Below are 15,686 nucleotides of genomic sequence, written 5' to 3'. Positions count from 1 at the left end.
GCCGGTCCCACACGACGTCCACGACCGGCCGGGTCCCAGGACCACTCGATGTCGCGGCCGCCCACGGTGATCACCACGCCGGAGGACTCCACCGCTTCGGTGGTGAGGACCTCGGGGCCCCGGGGCACATGTCGATGCCGGCCTCGGCCACGCGGCGACAGCGGCCGGGTTCAGGTGGCTTCGGAGGAGCTCAAGTCAGCCGGAGCAGGCCGTGCGCTGCGCCTCCTGCCATTCGCAGACCGGGCAGAGCGTGATGCCCTTGACCGACTCCGGGTACTCGGTCGGCTTCCGGCACAGCACGCATTCGGCGTACGGAGGACCGGAATCCGCCGGCACGGGCCTCGTGTCGGGCGTCTCGCAGTACGGCTCGTCCAGGCGCTCGTCCATACCCGGGAGCCTACTCATCCGCGCAGCGAAGTGAGCCTGCGGACGACCGCCGCCACCGCGCAGGCCGCGACCGGGGTGCACGCGGACAGGTGGAGGTTCGGCCCCCGCGCAGCACCCATGGTCCGCCGCGACCGTACCGTCGGCCCACTCCTGTCAGGTTCAGTTGGCCGACGCCTTCTCCGGCTTGAGCTCGCTGGGCCGGACGATCACGAACCCCTCGCCCTGCAACATCAGTTGGACCGCCTCGCCGGAACCGCCGCGGATCATCGAGCCGATGCTCTGCGAGCGGTGCAGCGAGGTGCTGAGCTGGGCGCTCCAGCCGACGACCGCGTCCGTGTCGACATACACCGGCTGCTGGGCCGTGACGGGGATCACGATCGGGTGGCCCTCGCAGATCAGGCCGAGCTTGCCGTAACCGCTGAAAACGCTGTTGAAGAGCCCGCCACCGGCTATCCCGGCGCCCTTCACCGTCTTGATCTCGTACGCGAGGGTGGGGTCGAAACAGAGGACGTTGCGGCCGTTGACGGTGAGGACGTCGCCCTGCTCCATGTCCACGATGAAGCAGTTGGCGGCCTCGTGCGCGAACCACGCCTCGCCCTGCCCGCGGACCGCCATCAGCGACAGCCCCTCGCCGGTGACGGCGCGCTTCAGCATGCCGCCGAGGCCCTGGCCCTTGCGCTCGAACTGGAGATTGCCCCGGAAGGCGATCATCGATCCCTGGCGGGCGTGCATCTCGCCGTTGACGGCGTACTTGATGGATTTGGCGTTCTGCAGGGTCATCCCGGGGGCGGTTGCCGGCTGAACCATGTTCTCGCTGGAAAAGAGATCGCTCTTCATGCGGTGCATCCTCACCCGGACCGTTTCATTCCGCCAAGGAGCCGGGCCCGGGCGACTGGCAGACTGGGACGAGTGAGCAGCAACGACATTTCCGCACCCCAGTCCCCGTCCGGCGCCCCGGCCCCCTCGGACTCCCCGTTCCACTCCGAGCCGACCAGCCGCGACGAGGCACCGCAGTACGTGCTTCCCCTGGTGGTGCACATCGAGAAGACCGACCCCCCGGCCCGCACCGACGCGCTGCGGACCGCCGCCCGCGCCGTCCTCGTGATGCTCTCCGACGAGCGGTCGGTCGGCGAGGGCGAGTGGGCGCAGGTGATGCGCGACTGGCAGGACGCCCGGATCCGCAAGGTGGTGCGGCGGGCGCGCGGCGCGGAGTGGCGCAAGGCGTCCGCGCTGCCCAGCATCACGGTCACGGGCGAGAGCGCCGAGGTGCGGGTGTTCCCGCCGGTTCCGCTGGACGGCTGGCCGAAGGAGCTGGCGAAGCTCCAGGTGTCGGGGACGGACCTGGACGACCCCGAGCCGCCCGCCGCACCCGACCCGTCCGGCCCGGTGCTCTGGCTGAACCCGGAGCTCGACATGTCCGCGGGCAAGGAGATGGCGCAGGCCGGGCACGGCGCGCAGCTCGCCTGGTGGGAGCTGTCGGATACGGAGCGCAAGGCGTGGCGGGAGGCGGGCTTCCCGCTCTCCGTCGCCACCCCGGACGCCACCCGCTGGGCGGAACTCACCATGAGCGGACTGCCGGTGGTGCGTGACGCCGGGTTCACGGAGATCGCCCCGGGATCCTGCACGGTGGTCGCCGACCATCCGGCACTGCGCCGCTGAACACTTCGGTGCGCCGATACGTATCTCCCGATACTGCCGTCACCGGCACTACTGGCCAGTATCTTGAACGACCAGTCAGCCACCGGTCGTTGGGACCGGACGGTTGATTCGACGCCGTCACGCCTCGGCCCGGGAGAGACCTTGTTGCGACGCATCAACGGAACTGCCCTCATCATCGCGGCACTTGTCGCCACGCTCGGCGCCCTCGCCTTCCCCGTCTGGTCCTACGCCGACCGTTCCGGCACCGGTCAGGCCAATCTCAACGCGTCGTCCGTCGCGACGCAGTGGGGACCGCTCTCCGCGACCGACCGGGACTTCCTCGTGAAGGTGCGCCTGGCCGGCCTGTGGGAACTGCCCGCCGGGCAGCAGGCCATCCAGCGCGCGCCGAGCGAGGCGGTCAAGGCCGCCGGGGATCATCTCGTGGTCGGGCACACGGATCTGGACCGCCGGGCCCGGGACGTGGCCGCCAAGCTCGGGGTGGAGCTGCCGAACCAGCCGAACGAACAGCAGCAGGGATGGCTGCGCGAGCTGACCGCGGCGAGCGGCGAGGACTACGAGCGGAAGTTCGCCAATCTGCTGCGGGCCGCGCACGGCAGGGTCTTCGCGCTGATCGCCCAGGTCCGGAACACCACCCGCAATTCACTGATCCGTCAGCTGGCGACCGACGCCAACCAGACCGTGCTCGACCACATCACCATGCTGGAGGGCACCGGCTTCGTCGACTTCGACGCGATCGCCCGCGAAGCGGCGGGCGCGGCGACGGCCAGCCCGACCGGGCCGCCCGCGCCGTCCGGGGGCAGGGTGCTGCCGCTGCCGGTGCCCGCGGAGCCGACCGGGGACCAGTCCTTCACCTCGCGTCCGTCCACGATGCCGATGCCCTGAGCGGGACCGCACCGGTCGGCGTACCGGTCCACACGCCGGTCCCGCTGTGTCCGGAACCTCAAATCATGCTCTGAACGTCCCCCTCTTCGGATTGCGCGCTGCCTGTCGGGGCCATCACCCCTGCACGCAGTGGAGGAGGGGGACACCATGGAGCTGGGAATCGGCATCGGCTGGCGGCCGGAGATCGCGGATGCGGTGGAGGCACTGCCGGGGATCGACTGGGTGGAAGCGGTCGCGGAGAACCTCTGCACCGACCATCTGCCCGACTCCCTGGTACGGCTCCGCGCCCGCGGCGTGACCGTGGTCCCGCACGGCGTCTCGCTGGGCCTCGGCGGGGCCGACCGCCCCGACCCCGGCCGGCTCGCGGACCTTGCCGCGCGGGCCACGCTGCTGGGCACACCGCTGGTCACGGAGCACATCGCCTTCGTACGGGCCGGGGGAACACGCACCGCGTCGCCGGGGCTCGAAGCGGGCCACCTGCTGCCCGTGCCGCGGACCTGGGACGCGCTGGACGTCCTGTGCGAGAACGTCCGGATCGCGCAGGAATCGCTGCCGGTGCCCCTGGCGCTGGAGAACATCGCGGCGCTGATCGCCTGGCCGGGCGAGGAACTGACCGAGGGTCAGTTCCTGGCGGAGCTGGTCGCACGCACCGGCGTCCGGCTGCTGATCGACGTGGCCAACCTGCACACCAACCACGTCAACCGCGGCGAGGATCCCGCGAGGGCACTGGACGAGCTGCCGGTGGAGGCGATCGCGTACGTGCATGTGGCGGGCGGCATCGAGAAGGACGGCGTCTGGCACGACACGCACGCCCACCCGGTGACCCGGCCCGTCCTCGACGTGCTCGCCGAACTCCGCTCGCGGGTCGACCCGCCGGGCGTACTGCTGGAGCGCGACGCCGACTTCCCGCCCGCGCAGGAGCTGGCGGGCGAACTGACGGCGATCCGCGCCACACTGGACGCGGCAGGGAGGAAGGGGCCCGGACAGGGGCAGGGAGCCGGGACGTCCGGAGACGGTGTCGCCCGGATCGGGACCGCCGGGCACCCCACCGCTTCGTCCCCCGCACCCGCGACCGATGCCGCCCGCGACCGCGCCGCCGTCGCCCAGACCGCGCTGCTCTCCGCCCTCGTCGCCGGCACCCCCGCCCCCGAGGGCTTCGACCACCGCCGCCTCGGTGTCCAGAGCCGCGCGCTGGCCGCCAAGCGGGCCGATGTCGTCGCCAAGGTGGCGCCCGAACTGCCCGAAATCCTCGGGGACGGCTACCGGCGCGCCTTTCTCGCGTACGCCAGGACCCGCCCCATGGCCGCCGGATACCGGCGCGACGCAATGGACTTCGCCGAGCAACTGCTGATCGCCGGGCGCCCCGCCGACGACGCCGCCCGGCGCCGGCTGACCACCTGGTGGCAGGACCGCGCGGCCGCCCGGCCGCCCCGCCGCACGACCCGGCTGGTACGGGCCGCCCGCGCCGCGCTCGTCGGGAGGTGACCGGAATGAACATCGTCGCTCTGCTGGTGACGCTGGCCGTCGCGGTCTCCTCGACCCTCCTGATCGTGGGGATCTCGAAGGCCCGGCGTGGCCCCGGTGGCCCCGCCCACGACTTCTACGAAGTGGCATTCCTGAACGGCGGGCCCGGCAGAGTCGTGGACACCGCGCTCGCCGCCATGCAGACGGACGGGCGTCTGGCGGTCGGCGGGCCCGGCATCGTCTCCCTCCGGCGGCCGGCCGCCCACGACCCGGTGGAACGAGCCGTTCTCCAGGAACACGCCGCCGCTCCCAGCGGTGCGCTGCACACCCTGCGGGATGCGGTGATGCGGCACCCGGCGGTGCAGGAGATCGGTGACGGACTCGCGGCCCGTGGACTGCTGGCCGCACCGGAGACCACCGTGAAGTGGCGCCGCTGGGGCCTGTTCCAGGGGCTGGGCTGTCTGCTGGCCATCCCGGTCTCCTTCGCGGTGACGGTGTCACAGTTCATGGCGGAGTCCGACGGGCTCGACTTCTCTCTTCCCTTCATCGTCAAGGTGTTCCCCGCCCTGTTCGTCGGCTTTCCGATCGGGCTGATCTGCGCGGGCGTCGCCCGCGCCCGGATCACCAAGGCGGGACGGCGCGCCGCCGAGCAGTACCGCGCCGCTCATGCCTACAGCGCCGAACCCGCCCACCTCGTGGCGAATCTGGGGCTGCGCGCACTGCCCGATCCCGTACTGCGGGCACAGTTGGCGACGGCCGCACGGATGCGGACGGTCGGCGGGATGCGGCCGATGTCGCCCCCTCACTCCTCCTCCGGCAGCAACGACCACGTCGTCGCGACGGTGTGGTGCGCCGGTTCGGTCGGTTCCGGCTCCGGCTGCGGGAGCTCCAGCGGTTCGCCGGGCGGGGGCCGCAGCTGCGGAGGAGGCAGCGGGTGCGGCGGCAGTTCCGGATCCAGTTGCGGCGGGTCGGGCGGCTCCGGCTGTTCCGGCAGCAGTTGTTCAAGCAGCAGTGGATCCAGCTGCGGGGGGTCGAGCTGCAGCAGCAGTTCCTGACACCGGCACCTCGCAACGCGGTTCCGAATTCCGAATATTGAACAGGCTATGGCGCTCCCCCGCCCACCTCGCATAGAACTCGGACATGCTCTGGGTTCTGTTGCTGCTGGTCGCATCGGGTGCGGCGGCTCTCTCCTGCCTCCGGCTCTGCCTCGCCGCCGCGGCCGTCGACCGGGCCCGGGACCCCGGTGATGTCGAACTGACCCTGTACGAGACGGCGTTCCTGGCCGGTGGCCCGCATCGGGTCGCCGATCTCGCGCTCGTCACCATGCATCTGCGCAGGCGCCTGCTCCTCGCCCACACCGGGTGGGCGACGGTCGTCGACCCGGAGGGCCGGGACGAGGTCGAACGGACGGTGATCCGTGCCATCGGGCCGGCGGGGCAGTCGCTCATCCCTCCGATACGTGCGGCCACCGCCGCAGCCGATGCCGTGCGCGCCCTCGCCGACCGGCTCGTCGCCGCGGGTCTGGCCCTGCCGGGCGGCGAACGGACGGACCTCGCATCGGCGGTACGCACGGTGCGCGGAGCGGCGCTGCTGGAGGTCGCGATGGCCGGTGCGGCGCTGCTGCTGCCCGGTCAGGAGCAAGGTCACGGCGGCCCGTCGACGACCGAGTGGGTCTGGTTCGGACTGCCGCTCGTCCTGACGCTCGGCTGCCTGGTCATCGCCCGGTGGGAGATCCATCCGTGGGACTCCTGGGCCTCTCCCACGGGACAGCGGCTGCTGGACTCGTACGCCGCCCCGGCGGGCGGCGCGGACCGTGACGTGCTGGCGGCGGTCGCCGTACGAGGGGTCGGCGCCGTCGACGATCCGGCTCTGCGGGCCGCGCTCACGGGCGACGGCCGCACAGCACACCGGGACCCTCACCTCTGACGCGAACACCCCGGCCGGTGAGGTGGCCGGCCGGGGCCGCGAACAGCACCTCGCGGTCGATGTCCGCCGGTGCCTCCCCCGGTCACTCGGCGATTTCCCAGATGTGGCCGCCGGGGTCGCGGAAGCTGGCGGTCCGTATGCCCCAGGGCCGGTCCATCGGTCCGTTGAGCAGCGTCACACCACGCGTGGCCAACTCCTCGCACATCGCGTCCACGTCGTCCACGGTGAGGGTGAGCTGGAGTCGGGATCCGGCGTCGGCCGCCGCGACGCGCGCGGGCTCGATCAGCTCGTGCGCGGCAGGGACCCTCAGCAGGTTGATGAGGGTGTTCCCGAAGCCGAATACGGCCGAGTCGTCGTCCTCGTAGGTCACCGGCAGCCCGAAGACCTCCCGGTAGAAACGTTTCGTGGCGTCCAGGTCCTCGACGAACAGGGTGATCGCGCTGATGCCCCCGGGCCACGCTGTATCGCTTTTCTTGTCGGTCACAGTCACTGAGGATCTCCGAACGGGCGATGCCGTGTACAGGGGGCGGATCCGAAGTCCTCCCGCGCGGACCTGCGGTGGCGCCGGTCACACGGCAGCTCTGTTTCGTCCGGACCGGGGCGGCCGGGGGGGACAGAGGCGGTGACAGGACCGGACACGCCGCGGTTCGGCACACAGGCGATCCGTGGCTCCTCTCGCCGTCGGCAGCAAGGATCCGGTCGACGCGTACGAGCGGGCGCAGCGACGGTGCGCCGGATCGGCGACGACGAACGGGCGCACGGCCGGCCACGCAGATCGGCGGCGAGGTACGGGGCGAAGCCGTTCCCGGCCGGTGAGCGCTCGTGCGGCGGGGCGGCACGGACCGTCGTGCCCCCGCGGGAACATGAGAACGGCCCACGCGGAGGTGGGCCGGGGACCTGCGGGGAAGGGCGGTGCGCTTCCCCGCAGGTCTCGGGAACGCCGCAGGCCGGAGCCCTCGGCGAACCCGAAGCCGAACCCGGTGTCGCTGGAGCGGCAGGCAGCGCACAGCCGTGCGCCGGCGCCCGCCGTCTGATCTTCCGGGTTGGGGTGGTCGGAGCCCGCTCGCTACGCGAGCCCGGCCACCAGGTCTGCGACGGACTTCCTGCGGCCCGTGTAGAAGGGAACCTCCTCGCGGACGTGCATCCGCGCCTCGGAGGCCCGCAGATGACGCATGAGGTCGACGATGCGGTGCAGCTCGTCGGCCTCGAAGGCGAGGATCCACTCGTAGTCGCCGAGCGAGAACGAGGCCACGGTGTTGGCGCGGACGTCGGGGTAGCCGCGGGCCATCTTGCCGTGGTCCGCGAGCATGCGGCGGCGGTCCTCGTCGGGCAGCAGGTACCAGTCGTAGCTGCGCACGAAGGGGTACACGCTGATGTAGTTGCGCGGCGTCTCGTCGGCGAGGAACGCCGGGATGTGCGACTTGTTGAACTCGGCGGGGCGGTGCAGCGCCATGTTCGACCAGACCGGCTCCAGCGCCAGGCCCAGCTTGGTGCGCCGGAAGAGGTTGTACGCCTCCTGCAGCTCGTCCGCCGTCTCCGCGTGCCACCAGATCATGACATCGGCGTCGGCACGCAGGCCGGACAGGTCATAGGTGCCACGGACGGTGATGTCCTTGGCCGCGAGCTGGTCGAACAGCTCCTGGACCTCGTCGGCGTAACCGGCACGGTCGACGGGCAGCACATCGCGCAGCTTGAAGACGGACCACAGCGTGTAGCGGATGACCTCGTTGAGGTCCTTGGCCTTCTTACCGGCGTTCGGAATCTTCTCAGACGCACTCATACGGCTATTGTCCCGCCTCGCTCCGTGTGCCCTGAACCAGGGTCCCAGTGGCAATGATCTCTCCCGCGATGTCCGCGACGATCTCGTCCGCGGCCCGGTGGGCGCCGGCGATGCAGGCAGGGATGCCGACCCCGTCGTACACCGCTCCGCAGACCCGCAGGCCCGGCAGCTTGGCGACCTCGTCGCGGATCCGGGCGACCCGGGTCAGATGGCCGACGGGATACTGGGGCAGGCCGCCGATCCACCGGGTGACCTCGGTGTCCACCGGCTTCGCCCCGAGTCCGGTGGCGTCGGCGAGGTCACGCAGCGAGACGTCGACGAGTTCGGTGTCCTCGCGGTGGAGATGGTCCTCCTCACCGTAACGGCCGACCGAGGTGCGCAGGATGAACAGGTCGGGGGCGGAGTCGGCGACCCACTGCCACTTGTGGGTGGAGAAGGTGGAGGCCTTGATCGTACGGCCGTCGACGGGCGGTACCAGGAAGCCGGAGCGCCCGTCGAGGGCGCCCGTGACCGCCACGTCGGAGCGCCGGAACGCCAGGGTGACCAGCGCCATCGACGCGTACTCGACGCCCGCGAGCTCGGCGGAGGCGGCCGGGGACTCGGCGGCCAGCAGCGTCGACGCGGACCAGGCGGGGGCGGCGAGGACGATGCCGTCGGCGGCGATCACCCGGGTGTCGGTGCGGACGTCCCAGCCGTCGGCGGTACGGGTCAGGCCCAGGACGGGCGTGGCGGTGAGGATCTCGCCGCCTCCGGCGCGCACGGCGTCGGCAACCGCGCCCGGCAGGGTGCCGAGGCCGCCGTCGATGCCCTGGAAGACCGGGCCGGTCTGCTGCCGGGCTGCGGCCTGCTGCTGGATGCGCTGCACGCCGTCGAGCAGCGAGCCGCCCTCCTGGACCACCTCGAAGAGCTGCGGCACGGCGGCGCGCATCGAGATCCGGTAGGCGTCGCCCGCGTAGACGCCGCCGAGCAGGGGCTCCACGAGCCGGTCGACGACCTCGCGGCCCAGCCGGTCGGCGACATACGCGCCGACCGCGACATCGTCGCCGACCGCGGTCGGCGTGAGGTCCCGTTCCTGCGCGATGCGGGCGAGGCCCTCCGGGGAGATCACCCCACTGAGTACTGCGGGGTCGCCGGGGACACCCATCACATGTCCCTTGGGCATCGGCCGCAGTTCGCCCCGCGTCCAGACCGACGCGGTGGCGGTGGCGGGAGGCTGAAGCCGGTCGCCGAGCCCGACGGCGCGCGCCAGGTCGACCGCCTCGGGGCGTCTGGCCAGCATCGACTCCGCACCCAGATCGACCTGGGTGCCGGCGATCTCACCGGTCATGAGCTTGCCGCCCAGCCGGTCGGTCGCCTCCAGGAGCGTGACCCGCAGTCCTGCGCCGATGAGCCGGTGGGCGGCCGCGAGTCCGGCGATGCCGCCGCCGATGACGACGACATGACCCGTACCTGTGTCCACGCGGTGTGTTGAACGCTGCATGCCTCCACTCTCTCAAACCTCTTCCGAGTCCTGACCGTGACCGCTTCGAAACCGGTAAAGGGCAACCCGCACCCCTGTCCCGCACGTCGAACCGGCACCATCAACCACCCGCCCAGGGGGAGCAGTTATGCAGAGAGCGCGTCAGTCGAGCCGTTCGTCCACCCGCCGTCCGCGCGCGGTGCTCGCCGCCGGGATGCTTGCCGCGCTGCTCGCGCTGAGCGGCTGCGGCGGCGCCGACGACAGCTCCGACAGCAAGAGCATGTCGGACTCCGCGGACAACAAGGCGGCAGCTCCCGCGGAGCGCGCCGACTCCGCCGGCGGCGAGTCGGACCGGGGTGCCACCGACGGCAGCCCCGCTCGGTCGACCGGGTCCCCCGCGCTGACCACCACCCATGTCATCCGGAAGGCCTCGCTCGCCGTGGAGGTGAAGAGCGTGCCGAAGGCGGCCGCGACGGCCCGTTCGGTCACGGAGGACGCGGGCGGGCTGGTGGCGAAAGAGTCCACCGACCGGATCGACGACCTGCACGAGATGTCGCACCTGGTGCTGCGGGTGCCGCAGGCCGAGTACGACGCCGTGCTGCGGAAGCTGGCGGGCGGCGGAAAGCTGCTGTCCCGTACGTCGGAGGCCAAGGACGTCACCGATCAGGTCGTCGACGTGGAGAGCCGGATCACCACCCAGCGGGCGAGCGTCGCCCGGGTCCGGAAACTGATGGACCGGGCCGAGAAGATTGCCGATGTGGTCGCCCTGGAAGGGGAACTGAGCAATCGCCAGGCAGAGCTGGAGTCGCTGCTCGCCCGGCGGGAGTCGCTCAAGGACCGCACCACCCTGGCGACGATCACCCTCGACCTCACCGAGCCGGAGTCCGCCGCGCAGGGCGCGGACGACGACGATCCGGGGTTCGTGGACGCGCTCGGCGGCGGCTGGCACGCGTTCGTGACCATGGTGAAGTGGATCGCGATGGCGGTGGGTGCGGCGGCGCCGTTCCTTGCGGCCGCGGCCGCGCTGCTGCTGCTCTGGCGGCTGGTGCGCACCCGGCCGACCCGGTGGGGCACGCCCCGGGCGGCCGAGCACGCCCCCGTACCGACGGCGGCGCCCGAGCACGCCCCCGTACCTCCGGAGACTCCGTCCGCTCCCTGAGGGCCGTAGCGTGGTCCCTTCGAACTCAACGCTCGAAGGGACCCGGCATGGCAGCGGAGCGACTGGTGGTCATCGGTGGGGACGCGGCGGGCATGTCCGCCGCGTCCCAGGCCCGCAGGCTCAAGGGGCCGGACGAGATGGGCATCGTCGCCTTCGAGCGCGGCCACTTCACCTCGTACTCCGCCTGCGGCATCCCCTACTGGGTCGGCGGTGACGTGGAGCAGCGGGACGACCTCATCGCCCGTACGCCCGAGGAGCACCGGGCCCGCGCCATCGATCTGCGGATGCGCACCGAGGTGACGGAGATCGATGTCGCCGGGCAGCGGGTGCGCGCGCTGGACCGGGAGACCGGCGAGACGTACTGGGCCGGCTTCGACAAGCTGGTGATCGCGACCGGTGCCCGGCCGGTGCGCCCCGAGCTGCCCGGCATGGACGCGGCCGGGGTGCACGGGGTGCAGACCCTGGACGACGGCCAGGCGCTGCTGGACTCCCTGGACCGGGCGCCCGGCCGGCGCGCGGTCGTGGTGGGCGCCGGTTACATCGGTGTCGAGATGGCTGAGGCACTGCTGAAGCACGGCTTCGAGGTGACGGTCCTCAACCGCGGGGAGCAGCCGATGGCGACGCTCGACCCCGACATGGGGCGCCTGGTCCACGACGCGATGGACGGTCTGGGCATCACGACCGTGAACCGTGCCGGGGTGAGCAAGATCATCACTGGTGCCGACGGCCGGGTCACCGCGGTCGCCACGGAGGAGGGGACCTACCCGGCGGACGTGGTGGTGCTCGGCATCGGCGTCGAACCGGAGACGACGCTGGCCCGCGCGGCCGGCCTCCCGGTCGGCCCGCACGGCGGTCTGCTCACCGATCTGTCGATGCGGGTCGTCGGGCACGACAACATCTGGGCGGGCGGCGACTGCGTCGAGGTTCTCGACCTGGTGGCGGGCCGCACCCGGCATATCGCGCTGGGCACCCACGCCAACAAGCACGGCCAGATCATCGGCTCCAATGCGGGCGGCGGGTACGGGACGTTCCCGGGCGTGGTCGGTACGGCCGTCAGCAAGGTCTGCGACCTGGAGATCGCCCGGACGGGGCTGCGGGAGAAGGACGCCCGCGCGGTGGGGCTGCGGTTCGTCACGGCGACGATCGAGTCGACGGGGCGGGCGGGCTACTACCCGGGCGCTCAGCCGATGACGGTGAAGATGCTCGCGGAGTACCGCACGGGCCGGCTGCTCGGCGTACAGATCGTGGGCCGTGAAGGAGCGGCGAAGCGCGTCGACATCGCGGCGGTCGCACTCACCGCGGGGATGACCGTGGACCAGATGACGGCGCTCGACCTGGGATACGCCCCGCCGTTCTCGCCGGTGTGGGACCCGGTCCTGGTGGCGGCACGCAAGACGGTCCAGGCCGTGCGCGCGGCGGGTGTGTAGGGCACTCGCCGCCATCAGGCGGAGGGACGATCACCCTGGTCACCCGTTGCGACGAAACGAGCACGTCGAGTTGAACCGATCACATGATCCGAAACTCTGTACGCGCGTTCCGCGCCGCCCCACTCGTCATCGCACCGCCCGTCATGAGCACCCCCGCCCAGACTGCCCGTAGCGCCCCCGAATGCACTGCTCGCCGCGGAACCCGAGGGTTCCACGGTGAGCAGGGTGCGTTTCGGCGACCGGTTCAGCGGGCCGTCTGCGTGTGGACGTACTCGACGAGCCGGGTCAGCGCGTCCGGGTCGGTCGTCGGCATCACGCCGTGCCCCAGGTTGAAGATGTGACCTTCCAGACCGGCGGCCGCGTCCAGCACCTCGCGTGCCTTCGCCTCCACCGTCGCCGTCGGCGCGAACAGCACCGCCGGGTCGAGGTTGCCCTGGAGCGCCTTGCCGGGTCCGACCCGGCGCGCACCCTCGTCCATCGGGACCCGCCAGTCGACGCCGACGACATCCGCGCCCGCCTCGCCCATCAGCCCGAGCAGTTCACCGGTGCCGACACCGAAGTGAATGCGCGGGACACCGTACGGGGCAACCGCGTCGAAGACCTTCGCGGAGGCCGGCATCACGGAGCGGCGGTAGTCGGCGGGGGCGAGCGCGCCGACCCAGGAGTCGAAGAGCTGCACGGCCGAGGCGCCCGCCTCGATCTGCACCTTCAGGAACGCACCGGTGATCTCGGCCAGCCGGTCGAGCAGCTCGGCCCAGAGCTCCGGCTCGCCGTACATCATCGCCTTGGTGCGCTCGTGGCTGCGGGACGGGCCGCCCTCCACGAGGTAGCTCGCAAGAGTGAACGGCGCACCGGCGAACCCGATGAGCGGCGTCGACCCGAGTTCCGCGGTGAGCATCCCGATGGCCTCGGTGACGTAGTGGACGTCCTCCGGCGTGAGGTCACGCAGCCGGGCCAGGTCGGCCCGGGTACGGATCGGGTCCGCGATGACCGGACCGATGCCGGGCTTGATGTCGAGGTCGATCCCGATGGCCTTGAGGGGGACGACGATGTCGCTGAAGTAGATCGCCGCGTCGACCTTGTGGCGGCGCACGGGCTGCAGCGTGATCTCCGTGACCAGCTCCGGCATCATGCAGGAGTCGAGCATCGCGATGCCCTCGCGCACCTTCAGGTACTCGGGCAGCGAGCGCCCCGCCTGACGCATGAACCAGACCGGCGTGTGCGGCACGGGCTCACGGCGGCATGCCTTCAGGAACGCCGACTCATGGGTGGCGGAGGTCTTCGTCTGCTGGCCCGAGGGGCTGTCGTTGGCGCTCACGCACAGAATCTTCGCATGAAGCGGTAAGGAGCCGAGTCCCGCAGGGTGTCCCTCCCTGCACGAGGCTCCGGTTCCGCCTACTCTTCCCCGCATGGCTCCGGCTCAGGGACAATTTTCCGAACATTGCGACAGCGCTGACGGCAAGGACAGTGCGGAGGGCGGTTCCGTCCCGCCCGCGTTCCGGGCGGCGGTGGAAGCGTTGCGCTCCGCGCGGCTCCGCCCCGAGCTGGAAGTGGAGCCGACCCGGCCGCCCCAGCGCCTCGCTCCGCACGCATACGCCGTGGAGGCGGCGGTCGTCGACGGCGAGGACGATCTCGCCGACGGCCGCCTCGTGCTGCTGCACGATCCAGCCGGACATGAGGCCTGGCAGGGCACATTCCGGCTGGTGACGCTGGTACGCGCCGAGCTGGAGCCGGAGATGGCGTCCGACCCGCTGCTGCCGGAGGTGTGCTGGTCCTGGCTGACCGGCGCGCTGGAGGCGCGGGGTCTGTTGTTCGGGGAGGCGGGTGGCACGGTCACCCGCGCCGGTTCCCACTACTTCGGGGCACTGGCCGAGCGGCGCCCGGCCACCCAGATCGAGATCCGTGCGTCCTGGACGCCGCACGAGGGACGTGGCGGGGTGCCGGACACGGCGGCGCACCTGGCGGCGTGGGGAGATCTGCTGTGCCAGATCGCCGGCCTGCCGCCGTCGGGACCGGCCGACGCGGCGGTGGTGACACTGCCCCAGCGGCGCGGGCCGCAGGCGCCGTAGCGGGGATTGCGCGGGCGGGCTCCACGGGCCCGCCCCGCGACTCGACCGGATGTGCGGGCCGGGCGCGCGGGCCGGATGCGCCATGTGGGTGCGTAGGCCGGATGCGCCATGTGGGTGACCAGGCCGGACACGAAGGCGGATCCGGCGTACGCCGGTTCCGTATCGCACGGATTCCGTTGTGCCGATTTCCTTCTCGCCGGTCCGGCACCGGATCCAGGGCGCAGGCTCGACGCGTCGGCCGCCGGAAGGGGGCCGGCACGCCGGTTCGGCACCCCGGTTCCTCACGCCGGCGCGCCCCGTCGCTCCGCAGCCGGATCCCGCACGCCCCGTCCCACCGCCGTATCCGCACCCCCGGTCCCGCACGCCCGGTCGCGCCGCCGTACCCGCGGACACCCCCTCCCGCCTGCAGCGTCCCGCCGTCGGTGCCGTAACCCGGATCCCGCACACTCGTCCCGGTCGCCGGAGCACGCGGCACCGGACCGTGCCGCTCGCCCCGGCGGCGGTTCCTGGCCGTGACGGCGCGTCACAGGCTTCGCACAGCTGTCGGCATTATTTTCGTACAATCGATAGCCCGTCCGATTTGCCCGAATTGTTACGCATGAAATCGTGATCTTCCTCTAAAGGAGGACGGGTCTGCTGCCGAAGAGGTCAATGACCCTTCAAGCACGGTTCGCCCCGGCTTCATCCCCGAGCCGGCCCGTCCCGCCACTCCCCAGGAGGCCTGGTGTCCGTTCTCCTAGAGCAGCCCGCAAGCCTGGTCGCCTACCGCCCGAACAAGCCGACGGCCATGGTCGTCGTGGCCGACCCCCGCGTCCGTTCCACCGTCACCCGCCACCTGTGGGCCCTCGGAGTACGTGACGTCATCGAGGCGTCGTCCATCGCGGAGGCCCGTCCCCGCGTCGGCAACCCGCGCGACATCTGTGTTGCCGACGTCCATCTGCCCGACGGTTCCGGGCTGACCCTGTTGTCCGAAACCCGAGCCGCAGGCTGGCCGAACGGCCTCGCCCTCTCGGCCGCCGATGACATCGGCGCCGTACGCAACGCCCTCGCGGGCGGCGTGAAGGGCTATGTCGTCACCGGCACGCGTACCAATATCGGCCACCCGACCCGACCCGGCGTCGCCCCCATCGGCGCCAATGCCGCCCGTATGCACCGCCGGCCCCCCGGCACCCCGAGCCACCCGGGCGGCTACCGCGAACTGTCCGGCCGCGAGGTGGAGGTGCTCCGGCTGGTTGCCGAGGGCCAGTCCAACAAGGCCATCGGCGTCTCCATGGGGCTCTCCGCCCTGACGGTCAAGAGCCACCTCGCCCGCATCGCCCGCAAGCTCGGCACCGGTGACCGCGCCGGAATGGTCGCCGTGGCCCTGCGCACGGGCATCATCCACTGACCCCCACACGCCGGCCGGCGTGTACCGAGATACGGACCCGGCCGGTTTACATTCATCGGCGCCCGTCGACGGAACGTTCCGTCGACG

Annotated in this window: 15 protein-coding genes; 9 read left to right on the top strand and 6 right to left on the bottom strand. The window is 71.8% G+C overall.

What is annotated here, in order from left to right; translation table 11 throughout:
- Window positions 1-195: 195 nt before the first annotated feature.
- Complete coding sequence (locus ACFU6I_RS44460; RefSeq protein WP_266980225.1) at window positions 196-387, bottom strand: hypothetical protein; 192 nt, start codon at window positions 385-387, stop codon at window positions 196-198.
- Between the two features lie 159 nt (window positions 388-546).
- Window positions 547-1,224: an AIM24 family protein gene (locus ACFU6I_RS44455; protein ID WP_384379022.1), complete on the bottom strand. Its 678-nt coding sequence runs from the start codon at window positions 1,222-1,224 to the stop codon at window positions 547-549.
- 72 nt (window positions 1,225-1,296) lie between these two features.
- Between ACFU6I_RS44455 and ACFU6I_RS44450 the strand changes: the two genes are divergently transcribed.
- The 5 genes from ACFU6I_RS44450 to ACFU6I_RS44430 all read left to right on the top strand — a co-directional run bounded on the left by ACFU6I_RS44450 (window position 1,297) and on the right by ACFU6I_RS44430 (window position 6,318).
- The gene (locus ACFU6I_RS44450) at window positions 1,297-2,046 is read left to right on the top strand and encodes a peptidyl-tRNA hydrolase (protein WP_384379019.1); all 750 of its coding nucleotides are present in this window, start codon (window positions 1,297-1,299) and stop codon (window positions 2,044-2,046) included.
- 144 nt (window positions 2,047-2,190) lie between these two features.
- Window positions 2,191-2,928 carry a DUF4142 domain-containing protein gene (locus ACFU6I_RS44445; RefSeq protein WP_384379025.1) on the top strand — a complete coding sequence of 246 codons (738 nt, stop codon included), beginning with the start codon at window positions 2,191-2,193 and terminating at the stop codon, window positions 2,926-2,928.
- Between the two features lie 147 nt (window positions 2,929-3,075).
- Window positions 3,076-4,413, top strand: a complete 1,338-nt coding sequence (locus ACFU6I_RS44440) for a DUF692 domain-containing protein (RefSeq protein ID WP_384379016.1) — start codon at window positions 3,076-3,078, stop codon at window positions 4,411-4,413.
- Window positions 4,414-4,418: 5 nt separating this feature from the next.
- Window positions 4,419-5,447: a TIGR04222 domain-containing membrane protein gene (locus tag ACFU6I_RS44435; protein ID WP_384379013.1), complete on the top strand. Its 1,029-nt coding sequence runs from the start codon at window positions 4,419-4,421 to the stop codon at window positions 5,445-5,447.
- A gap of 85 nt (window positions 5,448-5,532) precedes the next feature.
- Window positions 5,533-6,318: a TIGR04222 domain-containing membrane protein gene (locus ACFU6I_RS44430; protein WP_384379010.1), complete on the top strand. Its 786-nt coding sequence runs from the start codon at window positions 5,533-5,535 to the stop codon at window positions 6,316-6,318.
- An 82-nt stretch (window positions 6,319-6,400) separates the two neighbouring features.
- On the opposite strand, the gene ACFU6I_RS44425 is transcribed toward ACFU6I_RS44430, so the two are convergent.
- The 3 genes from ACFU6I_RS44425 to hemG all read right to left on the bottom strand — a co-directional run bounded on the left by ACFU6I_RS44425 (window position 6,401) and on the right by hemG (window position 9,578).
- The gene (locus tag ACFU6I_RS44425; protein ID WP_384379007.1) at window positions 6,401-6,802 is read right to left on the bottom strand and encodes a VOC family protein; all 402 of its coding nucleotides are present in this window, start codon (window positions 6,800-6,802) and stop codon (window positions 6,401-6,403) included.
- A 582-nt stretch (window positions 6,803-7,384) separates the two neighbouring features.
- Window positions 7,385-8,098 carry a hydrogen peroxide-dependent heme synthase gene (gene hemQ / locus ACFU6I_RS44420; RefSeq protein ID WP_345514075.1) on the bottom strand — a complete coding sequence of 238 codons (714 nt, stop codon included), beginning with the start codon at window positions 8,096-8,098 and terminating at the stop codon, window positions 7,385-7,387.
- A gap of 4 nt (window positions 8,099-8,102) precedes the next feature.
- A complete protein-coding gene (hemG, locus tag ACFU6I_RS44415) occupies window positions 8,103-9,578 on the bottom strand; it encodes a protoporphyrinogen oxidase (RefSeq protein WP_384379004.1) in 1,476 nt (491 codons plus the stop codon).
- Between the two features lie 127 nt (window positions 9,579-9,705).
- Between hemG and ACFU6I_RS44410 the strand changes: the two genes are divergently transcribed.
- Both ACFU6I_RS44410 and ACFU6I_RS44405 read left to right on the top strand, forming a co-directional pair.
- Window positions 9,706-10,716, top strand: coding sequence for a DUF4349 domain-containing protein (locus ACFU6I_RS44410; RefSeq protein WP_384379001.1), 1,011 nt, complete (start codon window positions 9,706-9,708; stop codon window positions 10,714-10,716).
- Between the two features lie 47 nt (window positions 10,717-10,763).
- Complete coding sequence (locus tag ACFU6I_RS44405; RefSeq protein WP_384378998.1) at window positions 10,764-12,143, top strand: FAD-dependent oxidoreductase; 1,380 nt, start codon at window positions 10,764-10,766, stop codon at window positions 12,141-12,143.
- A 244-nt stretch (window positions 12,144-12,387) separates the two neighbouring features.
- Here the strand turns inward: ACFU6I_RS44405 and hemE are convergent, their stop codons facing one another.
- A complete protein-coding gene (gene hemE / locus ACFU6I_RS44400; protein ID WP_384378995.1) occupies window positions 12,388-13,461 on the bottom strand; it encodes a uroporphyrinogen decarboxylase in 1,074 nt (357 codons plus the stop codon).
- A gap of 91 nt (window positions 13,462-13,552) precedes the next feature.
- Between hemE and ACFU6I_RS44395 the strand changes: the two genes are divergently transcribed.
- A complete protein-coding gene (locus tag ACFU6I_RS44395; protein ID WP_384378992.1) occupies window positions 13,553-14,212 on the top strand; it encodes a DUF3000 domain-containing protein in 660 nt (219 codons plus the stop codon).
- A gap of 724 nt (window positions 14,213-14,936) precedes the next feature.
- On the top strand, window positions 14,937-15,599 hold the full coding sequence (locus ACFU6I_RS44390; protein WP_024488613.1) for a response regulator transcription factor: 663 nt from the start codon (window positions 14,937-14,939) through the stop codon (window positions 15,597-15,599).
- The last annotated feature ends 87 nt before the right edge of the window (window positions 15,600-15,686 follow it).

This window comes from Streptomyces sp. NPDC057486 (assembly GCF_042802415.1).
Lineage (GTDB): Bacteria > Actinomycetota > Actinomycetes > Streptomycetales > Streptomycetaceae > Streptomyces > Streptomyces yanii.
The sequence above is the reverse complement of the archived record's forward strand: the minus strand, read 5'-3'. Positions and strand labels throughout refer to the sequence as shown.